The 12,777-nt window shown below is 36.4% G+C and carries 18 protein-coding genes; 10 read left to right on the forward strand and 8 right to left on the reverse strand.

The genetic code is table 11. The annotated features are described in order from the left end of the window. Window positions 1-104: 104 nt before the first annotated feature. From M3600_RS24360 to M3600_RS24370, 3 genes are all read right to left on the reverse strand, one after another. Window positions 105-572 (reverse strand): DMT family transporter, encoded by a 468-nt coding sequence (locus M3600_RS24360; RefSeq protein ID WP_233315487.1) that lies wholly within the window; start codon window positions 570-572, stop codon window positions 105-107. 12 nt (window positions 573-584) lie between these two features. Beyond that, window positions 585-1,013, reverse strand: a complete 429-nt coding sequence (locus M3600_RS24365; RefSeq protein ID WP_233315486.1) for a DMT family transporter — start codon at window positions 1,011-1,013, stop codon at window positions 585-587. A gap of 82 nt (window positions 1,014-1,095) precedes the next feature. Beyond that, window positions 1,096-1,410: an ArsR/SmtB family transcription factor gene (locus M3600_RS24370; RefSeq protein ID WP_233315485.1), complete on the reverse strand. Its 315-nt coding sequence runs from the start codon at window positions 1,408-1,410 to the stop codon at window positions 1,096-1,098. Between the two features lie 164 nt (window positions 1,411-1,574). Between M3600_RS24370 and M3600_RS24375 the strand changes: the two genes are divergently transcribed. The 5 genes from M3600_RS24375 (at window position 1,575) to M3600_RS24395 (ending at window position 4,656) form a co-directional block, all read left to right on the forward strand. Then, window positions 1,575-2,153, forward strand: coding sequence for a LysE family translocator (locus M3600_RS24375; protein ID WP_233315484.1), 579 nt, complete (start codon window positions 1,575-1,577; stop codon window positions 2,151-2,153). 23 nt (window positions 2,154-2,176) lie between these two features. Further along, the gene (locus tag M3600_RS24380; protein WP_251647910.1) at window positions 2,177-2,953 is read left to right on the forward strand and encodes an AraC family transcriptional regulator; all 777 of its coding nucleotides are present in this window, start codon (window positions 2,177-2,179) and stop codon (window positions 2,951-2,953) included. A 111-nt stretch (window positions 2,954-3,064) separates the two neighbouring features. Beyond that, the gene (locus tag M3600_RS24385; protein WP_233315482.1) at window positions 3,065-3,205 is read left to right on the forward strand and encodes a hypothetical protein; all 141 of its coding nucleotides are present in this window, start codon (window positions 3,065-3,067) and stop codon (window positions 3,203-3,205) included. A gap of 29 nt (window positions 3,206-3,234) precedes the next feature. Next, window positions 3,235-3,474 (forward strand): hypothetical protein, encoded by a 240-nt coding sequence (locus M3600_RS24390; protein WP_233315481.1) that lies wholly within the window; start codon window positions 3,235-3,237, stop codon window positions 3,472-3,474. A 141-nt stretch (window positions 3,475-3,615) separates the two neighbouring features. Further along, on the forward strand, window positions 3,616-4,656 hold the full coding sequence (locus M3600_RS24395) for an NAD(P)-dependent alcohol dehydrogenase (protein WP_233315480.1): 1,041 nt from the start codon (window positions 3,616-3,618) through the stop codon (window positions 4,654-4,656). A 67-nt stretch (window positions 4,657-4,723) separates the two neighbouring features. Here the strand turns inward: M3600_RS24395 and M3600_RS24400 are convergent, their stop codons facing one another. Next, complete coding sequence (locus tag M3600_RS24400; RefSeq protein WP_251647912.1) at window positions 4,724-5,611, reverse strand: LysR family transcriptional regulator; 888 nt, start codon at window positions 5,609-5,611, stop codon at window positions 4,724-4,726. Between the two features lie 230 nt (window positions 5,612-5,841). Here M3600_RS24400 and M3600_RS24405 point away from each other — a divergent pair, with 230 nt between their 5' ends. Both M3600_RS24405 and M3600_RS24410 read left to right on the forward strand, forming a co-directional pair. After that, window positions 5,842-7,014, forward strand: coding sequence for an MFS transporter (locus M3600_RS24405; protein WP_251647914.1), 1,173 nt, complete (start codon window positions 5,842-5,844; stop codon window positions 7,012-7,014). A 38-nt stretch (window positions 7,015-7,052) separates the two neighbouring features. After that, window positions 7,053-7,319 (forward strand): HPr family phosphocarrier protein, encoded by a 267-nt coding sequence (locus M3600_RS24410; RefSeq protein ID WP_233315477.1) that lies wholly within the window; start codon window positions 7,053-7,055, stop codon window positions 7,317-7,319. A 30-nt stretch (window positions 7,320-7,349) separates the two neighbouring features. Here the strand turns inward: M3600_RS24410 and M3600_RS24415 are convergent, their stop codons facing one another. The 3 genes from M3600_RS24415 to M3600_RS24425 all read right to left on the reverse strand — a co-directional run bounded on the left by M3600_RS24415 (window position 7,350) and on the right by M3600_RS24425 (window position 9,740). After that, a complete protein-coding gene (locus M3600_RS24415) occupies window positions 7,350-7,829 on the reverse strand; it encodes a hypothetical protein (protein ID WP_233315476.1) in 480 nt (159 codons plus the stop codon). A 77-nt stretch (window positions 7,830-7,906) separates the two neighbouring features. Next, on the reverse strand, window positions 7,907-8,983 hold the full coding sequence (locus tag M3600_RS24420; protein ID WP_251647916.1) for a saccharopine dehydrogenase family protein: 1,077 nt from the start codon (window positions 8,981-8,983) through the stop codon (window positions 7,907-7,909). Between the two features lie 241 nt (window positions 8,984-9,224). Next, window positions 9,225-9,740, reverse strand: coding sequence for a CBO0543 family protein (locus M3600_RS24425; RefSeq protein WP_233315474.1), 516 nt, complete (start codon window positions 9,738-9,740; stop codon window positions 9,225-9,227). 116 nt (window positions 9,741-9,856) lie between these two features. Here M3600_RS24425 and M3600_RS24430 point away from each other — a divergent pair, with 116 nt between their 5' ends. Together M3600_RS24430 and M3600_RS24435 are read left to right on the forward strand one after the other, a co-directional pair. Continuing rightward, complete coding sequence (locus tag M3600_RS24430; protein WP_233315473.1) at window positions 9,857-10,273, forward strand: hypothetical protein; 417 nt, start codon at window positions 9,857-9,859, stop codon at window positions 10,271-10,273. A 37-nt stretch (window positions 10,274-10,310) separates the two neighbouring features. Then, window positions 10,311-10,853, forward strand: coding sequence for an RBBP9/YdeN family alpha/beta hydrolase (locus tag M3600_RS24435; RefSeq protein WP_233315472.1), 543 nt, complete (start codon window positions 10,311-10,313; stop codon window positions 10,851-10,853). A gap of 39 nt (window positions 10,854-10,892) precedes the next feature. Here M3600_RS24435 and M3600_RS24440 read toward each other — a convergent pair whose 3' ends face one another. After that, a complete protein-coding gene (locus M3600_RS24440) occupies window positions 10,893-11,816 on the reverse strand; it encodes a helix-turn-helix transcriptional regulator (RefSeq protein ID WP_233315471.1) in 924 nt (307 codons plus the stop codon). A gap of 149 nt (window positions 11,817-11,965) precedes the next feature. On the opposite strand from M3600_RS24440, the gene modA reads away from it, so the two are divergent. Continuing rightward, a complete protein-coding gene (modA, locus tag M3600_RS24445) occupies window positions 11,966-12,775 on the forward strand; it encodes a molybdate ABC transporter substrate-binding protein (RefSeq protein ID WP_233315470.1) in 810 nt (269 codons plus the stop codon). Window positions 12,776-12,777: the final 2 nt, after the last annotated feature.

Genomic DNA, 12,777 nt, shown 5'->3' on the forward strand with positions numbered 1-12,777 from the left:
TGCCGTACACACTGAATTATCTTGCAATGCAATTTTATATATAGCTGATATATCAAAAAAAGATGGTGTTCCTATTGTTAGGAACACCACCTTTTATCAGGTTGTTAAGAATTTTGTGCTTCTTCATTCGAACGCTTATTGCCTTTATAGATGAAGTATAAAGAAATAATCATAAATAGTAATGCAAAGGCCCGTTTCATATCTAATTCAATAACTAAACTATTGAACCAGCCAAAATGATCAATTATCACTCCAATTACTAGTTGACCGGCAATCCCCGCGATATTTGTTGCGATTACCCCAATTCGAGGAACGGCGATAACAGTCAGCAGCAAATAGGCTGTGCCTAAAAAGGCTGCACTTAATTGCCACTTAGGTGCTTCTAAAAGTGCAAGAATATCCCCATGTCCAAAAAAGATAATGAAAACAGTAAGAAACAAGGTTCCAGTTAGAAAAGTTAAAAAAGTAGTTTCAATTGTGCCTGCTTTGCGGCTGAATGTACCATTGATAGAAGATTGAGCGCTTAGTGTGATACCGCCGATTAATGTGAATAAAATCATAAATAACCCCAAATTGATAACCTCCTAGTTTATTAATATAAGTGCGATAATCATAGAGATCACGGCAAATATCTTTTCCTTGTTAATTTTAGTCTTTTTACTGCCAAGCCATCCGAAATGCTCAATTACCATGCTCATCACCAGTTGTCCGATGATGACTGCAACCATTGAGATTCCAACACCGACGTATGGAACACTAATAACAATAGCAGTTAAATAAACGACACCTAATCCGCCGCCAAGCAATGTCCACTTAGGTGCTTTTAATGTATAAGAAAGATCTCCTTTACCAAAGAAAATCCATAATAGCCCCATAATAATAGAGCCCATAAAGAAGTTATAAAAACTTGTTTCTATTTGTCCAATTGTTTTTCCCAGTTCAGCATAAATAGCTCCTTCAAAGCTGAGCGCTGCTCCAGCCAGAAGGGCTAACAAATAAGAAAGATAGCGCATAAAATCAGTTCTCCTTTTTTGAATAATTATATATCTAGAAATATAGATATAGAGTCTTAAAAAAACAGAAATCCATGCAAAGTTAGATTTCTGTTTGAAAATACTTTGCTAGCTGTTGAATAAACTCCTCATTTCGCCTGTAGTATGTCCATTGACCATGACGAATAGAGTCAAGCAGTCCAGCTTTTTGCATCATGTTTAAGTAGCTAGAAACGGTAGATTGAGAAACTTTAGCCTTTTCTTGAATATCCCCAACACAAACTCCGCCTTTGTAGCTTACCTCCTTAGGCAAATGAGCGCCTTGTTTTGGGAAATGCTTCTCAGGTTCCTTCAGCCACTCTAAAATATTCAATCTTGTTTCATTAGAGAGTGCTTTAAATACATGAATAGGTTCCATGGTACCGATTATATCGGTTTTTTTAGATATGTCAATTTTTACTTTTATAAGAAATGCTTAACGGCCTTTTATTGAGTAAATGAGTTAATATCTGCAATAATATACTATATACATTATAAACATAGATGTAATATTCATAAGGACAAAAGGAAAGGAGTTCCCTCATGAATATTACATCATTTATAATATACTGCTTTATCGTAACATTCACACCAGGTCCTACTAATATCGTTATTTTATCAACAGTGCACAATTTTGGTACTAGAAAGGCAATGGAATATACATATGGAGCAACGGTTGCGTTCGGCCTACTGCTTGTTGTATCTGCTTTTCTGAACTCTGTGCTTTATACAATCATACCCAAGCTTTTAATGGTGATGCAGATTATCGGCAGCTTATACATGATTTATTTGGCAGTGCAAATATATAAAAGTGATTCAGCAAAAGGCAATTTAATAAATAATACAGGCACGTTTTTATCTGGATTTATCATGCAATTTGTAAATCCTAAAGTAATTCTGTTTACGATGACCATTATTCCAAGCTATATCATGCCGTATTTCCAGTCAGCATCAGCATTGATGACAAGTATAGCCGGTATTACTTTCATCGGTTTTTTAGCCTTTATTACTTGGGTGCTTTTCGGCGCAATATTTAAAGCCTTTTTGCAAAAACATAAAAAGGCAGTCAATCTTCTAATGGCTTTATTTCTAGTATACGCCGCTGGAATGATGTGGTTTTAGCAGAGAAAAAAGGGGTGGTTGCAGTGGAGAAATTTATTTATAAAAAATCAGCTGGCATAACTGCCTTAGCAGCCAGTATGTATGAGTTTACCTATAAAAAGCATGCTCATAAAGAGTATGCAATAGGGGTCACATTACGCGGCATTCAACGATATCATTTAGATGGCAGTTTGCAGTTGTCCCATAAAGGCGGCGTCATGTTTTTTAATCCAGAACAAGCTCATGACGGGATGGCACATGATGATGCAGGCCTTGATTATGTGATGCTTTATATCGATCCACAACTGTTCTTAGAGGTATCGGAGAAAAAGGAAATAATCAAGTTTTCAACACCTATTGTATACGATAAAATCCTTCAGCAAAAAGTTATAAGACTAGCTAATGCTATTCTTAATAAAAAAGGGGAAGCTGTCTGCAGTGAGTTGCTGCTGTCGCTAACAGACAGTCTTGTTCAAACAAACCTCTCTCAAGAATATAAAAAAGATAATGTTCTGATAAGAAAAGCAAAGGAGATGCTTCGTGCTAACTTACTGGCCGTTCCTAAGCTTGACGATATAAGCGGTGAGCTTGATTTATCAAAATATCAATTTATCCGAATATTCAATGCTCATACAGGAATCTCCCCATATCAATACTTTCTAAACAGCAAGCTAGAACAAGCAAAGCAGTTAATAGAAAGAAAGAGAGATATCTATGCTGCTGTAGCAGAATGTGGTTTTGTAGATTTACCTCATTTAAATAAACATTTTAAAAGTGTCTATGGAACGACAGCATATGAATATTTGTCTAATTTAAATTGACTGCTAGACTTTGTCTAACAGTTTTTTTATGCATGAGGAGGATGAAACTTATCTGATGAATAAACGTATGTAACATTACCGGATTATGAAGAAATGGATAGGAGGGCTTTTTTGAAAAATAATGATGAAGAGAAAAGTAAAATTGAAACAGACGACAGTTGGAATCGAGCGCTGTATGGCAGTCCTACCATCGGTGGCTTTATTGTTATCGGAATCATCATTATCATCATTGGATACAAAATTTTATTTTAGCAAGGCAATAACCTTAATAGGAGTTAAAAATGAATCTTAAAAAAAGCCAAGAATATGTTTCGTTAGAAATTAGAGATTGGAACAATACAAATTTTGCAGCAACTTTATACGAGATTTGTGATTCTCACAGAACTTATTCTAATGATCAGATTGAAGTCCACCAAGTAGTTAAGCTAGGCAAAATTAATAAAGAGTGGAGATTTGTGATTATCTTAAATATCACACAGGATTTAGATAATTTAGGTACTTTAATAGAAGGACTGGGTTGATATACACATGTAATAAATTCACTTGAACTAATTTATATAACGTTCAGGTGTTTTTTTTAGTCTTTTTACTTGACTTAGAGTTAACTAGAAGGCGTATTCTAGTAATGTTAAAAAAATGAAACTACTAGGAGGCTAAGAAACATGACAACAGCTAAAGCGCGAGCAGTTGATGGTCCAGACAAACCGTTCAGAGCGGCAGAAATTAAGAGACGGGACCTTGATTTACATGATGTTTTAATTGAAATTAAATATGCAGGTATATGTCACTCTGACATTCATACTGCCCACGGCGAATGGGGTCCTGTAAATTACCCTCTTGTTCCAGGTCATGAGATTGCTGGTATTGTTACGGAAATCGGAGCGGAAGTAACAAAATATAAAGTAGGTGACCGCGTTGGAGTCGGGTGTATGGTTGATTCTTGCGGTGAGTGTGAAAACTGCCAAAAAGGAGAGGAACAATACTGCCTGAAAGGAAATATTCCTACTTATGCTGGTGTAGATAAATATGGCGAGCCTACACAAGGTGGCTATTCTACACATATCGTTGTAATAGAAGATTTTGTTGTCCGAATTCCTGATAATATTGAATTAGATGTGGCAGCACCGCTGCTATGTGCAGGAATTACAACATATTCACCACTGAATCGCTGGAATGCTGGACCAGGTAAAAAAGTAGCCGTTGTTGGGTTAGGCGGACTTGGTCATATGGCTGTGAAAATTGCCCATGCGATGGGTGCTGAGGTTACTGTTTTATCTCAAACATTGAACAAAAAAGAAGACGGCTTACAATTTGGGGCAGCTGATTATTATGCTACTAGCGATCCAGCTACATTTGAGAAGCTTGCTGGAAAATTTGACCTTATTATCAATACAGTAAGTGCAAAGCTTGACCTTGATGCGTATTTCTCTTTGTTAACCCTTGATGGAACAATGGTGAATGTTGGCGCACCTGGCGAGCCTTTGTCACTAAATGTGATGTCTTTAATCGGCCATCGCCGTTCATTTGCTGGTTCTATGATTGGCGGTATCCGAGAAACACAAGAAATGCTCGACTTCTGTGCGGAGCATAATATTGTTCCTAATATTGAAATTATCTCTGCAGATGAAATTGACGAAGCATATCAACGTGTTTTAGCTTCTGATGTAAAATATCGATTCGTTATTGATACAAGCACCATGTGATTTTGTGAGTGAAGGATGTCCCAAAGGGGCATCCTTTTTAGCTGTTTACAAATTTTATCAGAAAGCTTTAAAATTTCGCTTGGATAGCTTTAATAAAGACATTAGCAGCTTCAGAAAAAACTTGATGCTTGCGCCACACAATATTTAAACCAGATTCAAGGTTAGGCTCTAGCGGTCTAAAGCATAAATTGCTATCACTCGATGTATTCACTATTTTATCAATAGTAATCGCATAACCAATCCCTTCATCCACCATAATGGCGGCATTATAGGCAAGATTATATGTTGTGACAATATTTAATTTATCAAAATCTTCACCGAACCAGTCTGCAAATTTATTTGTCGAGTATGTCTGTTTGATAGCCTGTCGTGAACATATTAAAGGCAGCTCCAAAAGTTCAGCTGCTCGTATTGCCGGTTTATCAGCGAGAGGACTGTCTTTGCGCATAACAACACCCCAAACGTCCTTAGCTGGGATATTCATATAGTTGTATTTGGATATATCTGCAGGTTCAATTAGGATGCCAAAATCGAGCAGCCCTTTGTCAAGCCGATCTGTAACATCGTCCTCGTTTCCGCTGTAAAGATGATAGCGTATATTAGGATACTTTAACTTTACGTCGTTAATTACACGGGCAATCCATCTCATCGCATCCGTTTCACCGCCGCCGATATAAACATCTCCGCTAATAGTTTCCTCCATTGAATGAAATTCCGATTCCAATTTATCGACCATGTTAACAATTTCTGCTGCTCTGTTTCGCAGCAAAATGCCTTCATCTGTAAGAATGATACTGTGACTGCTGCGAATAAACAATTTTTTTCCTAATTCCTTTTCCAAATCTTTCATTTGTCTTGATAAAGTCGGCTGTGTAACATGCAGCAGGTCTGCAGCAGCTGTGATATTACCAACCCTGGCAATTGCGAGGAAGTAGCGTAACACCCTTATTTCCATCTGTATTCCTCCTTCATTATGTTTAAGTATACATGTATCCAGAAATGCTTAACAGACATTTCTAGATATGAGATATAAGTATTGGTTATATGTGAAAATCGAAGCTAAAATAAAAGCAAATGATTAAATCACATATGAAGGGAACATAAAAAAATGTCCGTAATTGCCAACAAAGTAGTCATCATTACGGGGTTTTGTGTTTTGAAATTCAGAAAGTTTGAGGTGTAATTTTGGTCAAGAATAATAAATTGCTTATCATGATATTAACCATCGGTGTATTTGGCATTATCAATACAGAAATGGGGGTTATCGGAATATTGCCTGCTCTTGCTGATCACTTTAGTGTCAGTGTCTCAAAAGCAGGCCTGCTGGTTAGTCTCTTTGCCCTTGTTATCGCAGTTTCTGGGCCGACAATGCCATTATTTTTTTTAGGCTTAGACCGAAAAAAAGTAATGCTACTTGTGCTTGGAGTTTTCATTATCGGTAACATTGTGTCCATCTTTACTACTAATTTTACCATTGCATTAGCTGCTAGAGTTGTACCTGCGCTGTTCCATCCTATTTATTGTTCATTAGCGTTTTCGGTAGCAGGTGCTTCGGTCCGTAAAGAAGAAGCACCTAAAGCTGTTGCTAAAGTATTCATAGGAGTATCTGCCGGAATGGTCATTGGTGTGCCAGTCGCAAGCTTTATCGCTGGCAGTATGTCATTACAATTGGCGATGTCGTTCTTTGCTGCGGTGAATATAGTTGCGTTTATTGCGACATATTTATTCGTGCCAAGCATGCCTGTTAAAGAAAAGCTTTCATACGGCTCACAGTTAGCGATCTTGAAAAAGCTGATTACTTGGCAGTCTATCATTGCAGTCGTTTTCCTTAACTCTGCAATATTTGGTGTATACAGTTATCTTGCTGAATATTTAACATCAGTAACATCCATGTCTTCTGCCTCGATTACTATTATGCTGACTGTATTCGGTGCAGCCAATATTATTGGAAATATAACAGCAGGAAAGCTGTTGACGAATAATGCTCGAAGAACGGTCATCGCATTTCCGTTTTTATTAGGAGCTGTTTATATGGTGTTGTTCCTATTTGGTCATTTCTCCATCCCAATGGCAATCATAACGTTTATTTGGGGAATTCTAGCTGGGGTGGGCGGCAATATCAATCAATATTGGATCATGTCCTCTTCACCAGAAGCTCCAGACTTTGCTAATGGATTATTTATTTCAGCTTGTAATTTAGGTACAACGATTGGCGCTGCTGCTGGCGGATTATTTATAGCTCAATTAGGAATTCAATATGTAGTCTTAGTAGGTTTTATATCATTAATTTTCGGGACCATCTCAATCTTGCTAAGAAACTATAAATATCGTTCTAGAACTAATCAGCTTGCTGGTTAATATCTAACAAGCACTATAAATGGGCAGGTGGAAAGCATTTGTTAATAACAAGGATTACAGTGGAAGTAAATCGGCTTCAAGCGCGAAATGCTGCCCTTTTTGTGGCAATAGCTCAGACCTTTCGCAGCGAAATAATCCTGACTAAAAAAGGAAGGTCCGCCAATGGCAAAAATATAATGAAAGTGATGGACTTATCTGTAGCAGAAGGTGATAAAGTTACCTTATTTGTAAATGGGGAAGATGAGCAGGCTGCCATTAGCAAGCTTAAGTATTGTCTAGTAGAAGAAATAAATGCCGAAATCTGATTTCCAAAATGAAAAAGAAGTTAATCTCATTTAGATATAACTTCTTTTTTCATTGGAAAACTTAAGCAGTATGTATCTAATAATAAAACCAATAACAACCCCAGGAATTACAAACATCATTGGCAAAAAAACAGGGCCGAGTGACTGGCCAAATAAAGTAATCTTACTAGAATAAATTAAGCCGAGTGTAACGAAAGCAGCCGCAGATAAAAAGGGAAGAAAAGACAATTGTTCATCAGCAGGCATCTCGTATTGATATGCATCCCACATAGCGAAGAAATATAAACAAGCATAAAATAATAACCATTCATAATTGATTACTTCTTCTGCTTTAGAGAATTCCCCTAAATAGCTGTACATAATGGAAGTATTAAAATGACTATATACGTTTATAAGAATCTCTGTTAGTACAAATAATGTACCTTTAAAGAAATGTCCAGTTAATAATTGGCTGAAACCTGGTAACGCAATACTCCACATAATCGCCTGGAATTTACCGATTTTCTTCATATAAACCCTCCTTTACTATAGTTTGGATAGAAAGACAGTAGTTATTCCAGTTATTTGTATAAATTAGCAAAATTTGTTCATTGTTCCTTTTGTAAAAGTTGCGGAGCTTCCCAAATAATATAGTTCTTTAATTCATCCTGAAGAGCAGTCCAATCCAATACTTCTTCCATGTGGAAAACACCTGTGCAGGAATTGTTTTCACACATATAGCAAGCAGCCCATACGGTTACCAATGCAGTTATTTTTGCTTCTTCTTTCCCATAAAGCTCTGTTTCTAACACGATTGGCTTCCCTGATTTACGTCCGCTAACGGTAATTTTTACACAAAACATCGGCTTTCCAATTGAAATTCTAGTTAACAATTTTGTAGACAAGCGAATAGGCAGGAAACGAATCAGTCCAATTGCTTTCAAAAAGGCTAAAGCACCAGTTGCAAAGCGTGAATCAAAACAAAGATAAGTGGTGACATCATCAACTGCTATTGTATGATGCAAAACATGTTGATCTGCAAAATCAAAATGATAAGCGTTTCGCCAGCCAAGCTGTTCACCAAAATAGGCAGACTTCATGCCGCCAAAGCTTTTCAACTTCACCTGTTTACCTTTTATCCATTTATAATAGTCCGTTTTTGCTTGCCGTATTGTCCAATCAATGGCAGCAAGCCCATGTGTATCTCCTAACCCGAGCATTAAGAAAATATCCACTGCGTCTGTATGGTCGACTTTTTCTGCCATCCAACTAGCCAGTAGATTCGTTATTCCCGGATTTAACCCGACACTGAGCATCGCTGCAGAATTGGAGTTAACTGCTAAATCATGGAGCTGTTCCACTTCAGCTAAAAACCGGTATGATGCAGAAATATCGATATAATCAATCCCTGCTTGAAGACAGGTGGTAGCAAATAGAGCATTTTCTTGTTCCAGACAAACAATGACGAGTTTTACACTCGCCAGTAAGGATGCAGGAACAGCTTTATTGATATCTAGTAACAGCGGCAATACCTTTCCATTTGTTGATGCAGAAAACGTTTCCGCTTTCTCCATGCTTCTGCCAGCAGCATACACATAGCCGGGATAAATTTCTCCTAACTTACTGCATATCAATCTTCCTACATGTCCATAACCACCAACGATAACAATATCTTTCCTTTCCAAAAAAACCACACCTTTCTAAATTTCCATAACTATAGGAACAGTGTATAGAAAGGTAAGTTAAGAAAATATCCCAGAATCATGGGATATTTTTTATTTATGGAAAAGTGTGGAAGTGTTAATATGTGCTTAGTAGGTTTTTGTTGAAAGAGGTGAAGTTAGTGGAATTATCGGGAGGTCAAGTAGTTAACTTTATTAGTACTATTAAGAGCAATCTCTATAAAGTAAGCGCTCTCCCTTTCCATTACTTAGGAAGGGGAGGCTGAAATATAAACCATAGCGAGCTTATGCTTAATAAGGATAATAGCCAAGCGACCCAAGGTTTCCATTTATGTACAGCTAATAAAGAAAAAGTAATGATGTTAAACAAAAAGGACCAGCCAAGAGTCCAGCCGTAATGATGGAAAATACTTTTATTCACATAAGCAATTATTTCAATACTTTCAAAAATCACAGCCCATAATATAATCCAACCAATTCTATGAAAGAAAGAAGAAGGAAATCGTCCTAAGAACACAACAATAACAGACGGATAAATAAAAAATGCGATTGCGGTGCTAATTAATGTGTGGGTAGGGAGAATAAAGTGATCAACCCAGACAGGGTGAAACTCCCACACTCTAAAATCATGAAGTAGGGAAGCGTACAGCAAATCACCAATTATCCAAAATAATAATGTCGAATACCATTCATTAAAACGTCTCCAAACACCAAAAAATAAACTAATGAAGATAAAAAATACAACAAACATTGTTTGCATAATTGCATAAAAACCCCTAAGTAAATGTATTTTGTATTTATTTTCAGCTTACAGAAATATTATTATGCAATATTTGGATTACAGCTTTTTAAATCGATTGTTAGGGGGGGCTTTTTTTGAAAAAGAGTAACTGTTTTTTCATAAGTCTTGGTTTATTAGTAATTTTGTTGAGCGGCTGTTTAAGTAATGACAGATATTATATAGTCGTTGAAAAACGTGCAGGAGAAAATGCTGATTACAAGGAATTCAAAAAGATCACTAAACAAAAGCAGATTGAAAGAGTGAATCAGATTGTAGGCGGATTAGAATGGAATAACGGAAGTATAGATATACGCCCAGCAGATTACAGATACAGTGCGCAGTCTGATGATTCTGACACAGAAATTAAATCATTAAGCTATGATATTTGGCTAAATGACGAGAAAGATAAAGTAGAATTTATTGTCCCATCTTCTGAAAACCAATATATGCAACTAAACAGCGACGATAAAAGGTCGGCAGAACTGTTTGAAATACTTATAGAGGAGAAATAAATAAAAGACACAACGGCATAAAAGGAGAAGAATAATCTTGGATAAACTATATTTGATAGATGGATTCGGCGGCTCACCTGATATAAATTGGCTTGCTGATATTAAACAAAACTTTAAAGATTTTTTAGAGATACTAGTAGTGGAATACACGACTGTCTCAGTTGCAGATGTAAAACAATGGGACAGTGACTTAGACCGAGCTGTCAGCAATGCGCAAGATGCGTATTTTGTATGTCATAGTTTAGGTTGTGTTACTTTTTTAAGATTTCTTCTTCGTCATCATATACAGATAAAGGGAGCGGTGTTTGTATCAGGATTTGCACAAGCAATTAAAGATTTTCCACAATTCGATAATTATATGGATAACTTAGATTTAAACAAAATCACGCATTTATTAGGAAAGTCTTTTATAATATCCTCTAGAACAGATCAGATAATTGATTGGCAGATAACGAATGTGTTAGCAGAAAAATTAGGGATTCCATTTATTTTATTGCCTGATGGAGGGCATTTTACTTCAGGTGAGGGTGTAATTGAAATGAATTGTGTTAAGGATATCATCCGTTCTCAGTGGCTTTGATAGACATTAAAAAGGAGACTGCAAAAAATGCAGTCTCCTTTAAAATGTTTCATAAACAATATCTCCAGTTCTAGAAATATCATAATCTCTTAAAAGTTGTATTTCATCCCGAAAGTGGGCAGAGTTTAAAATATCTTTTATTGTCTGGATTAACGGTTCATTTTCAGGAGTTTTTAACATAACTAAATCGTAGCTTTCTGATATTAACGGTACAAAGTCGATTCCGACCATTTTTGCGGCTTTTTCAATTCCAACCCCAACATCAGCCATTCCATTTGCAACAGCTGTTGCTACACTATAATGGTTCGATTCTTCCTTTTCATATCCATTTACCTCACTTGAAAGGATATTGTTTATTCTGAGCTGTTCATCAAGGAGAATTCGTGCTCCTGAACCTTTCTCACGATTGACGATTTTTATGTTTTTTCGCTGTAAATCTGTCCAAGCAGTCAAGCTTAACGGATTGCCCTTTTGAACATAAAAGCCTGCTTTTCTTGATAAGAGATTAAGTAAAATAAGGGGGCGTCCGACTAATATTTTTTTTAAATAAGGAACATTATAGTCTCCAGTATCTCCGTCAAACATATGTAAACTAACAATATCTCCTTTGCCATTGTACATGGAAATCAGGCTGTTTAAGCTTCCCGTGTAGGAACGCAATGCTTGATAAGATGAGTGTTTCTCCATATATTTACTCAGAATATCAAGAACCATGTCTTGTCCGCTTATTACAATGGTTTTCGCATCAGTTTCGCCTTTCGGTACAGTTACAGAAAGGTTCGAAGTTTGTTTTGTTTTATGGTTATTTATATAAACATCTAAATCTCTTGAATCAATCCTCATCTGCCTCCCAACACGGAAAACTGGGATATCTCCTTTTTTAACCATATCATATAAGGTAAGCTTGGAAACTTTTAATAGTTGAGATACCTCTTCAATCGTATAAGAAAATTCTTTTGACATTGTGCACCCCTCCATTAATATTTTAACGTAATCGTTAAAAAAATAATTAAGTAAATAAAAATTTCTAAAAGTTTTCACAATTTTCGTTTTAGCAATTAGTTATAATTAGTTATAATCAATTATAACTAATTATAAGAAGGGGATAAAAAATGAAGAATTACTATCGTTCCGTATTAAGTGTGCTTTTGCTATTGATTATCCTTAGCGGGTGTTCAGCAAACGACAAAACGACTGCAGAAAATAGTAATAAACAAGATGCTAGTCAAGATAAAGTGGAATTGACGGTCTCTGCTGCTGCGAGTTTGCAAGATGCTTTGACTGATATTAAAGCAGACTTTGAAAAGGAAAACCCAAACATAATCCTCCATTTTAATTTTGGCGGATCAGGAGCATTGCAGCAGCAAATCTCCCAGGGAGCACCTGTTGACGTATTTGTCTCGGCAGCAGAAGATAAATTTCAGATTTTGGTGGATGATGGACTTATGGAAAAGAGTGACAGTACAGATTTAGTTGGAAATGAACTTGTATTGGTAGTCCCTAGAGATTCGGATAAAGGGATTAAGGGCTTTGAAGATTTAACAAAGACAGGTAAGATAGCTCTTGGTACGCCTGAATCTGTGCCTGCAGGACAATACGGTAAGGATACATTAGAAAGTTTAAATCTTTGGACTAAGTTAGAGGATAAAGTGATTTACGCCAAAGATGTGCGCCAAGTACTTACATATGTTGAAACAAATAATGTGGACGCCGGGATTGTATATAAAACAGATGCATTAACTTCCGATAAAGTGGAAATAGCTGCAACTGCAGAGGAAAGTAGCCATGATCCGATTATTTATCCAGCAGGGGTGATCAAAAATAGTACTTACTATGCACAAGCAAAGACCTTCTATGACTATTTGCAAGGTGTTAATTCCTTAAAAATATTAGAACAATATGGTTTTAAAGGGATGAAGTAAAA

The organism is Niallia sp. MER 6 (genome assembly GCF_023714395.1).
Taxonomy (GTDB): domain Bacteria; phylum Bacillota; class Bacilli; order Bacillales; family Cytobacillaceae; genus Niallia.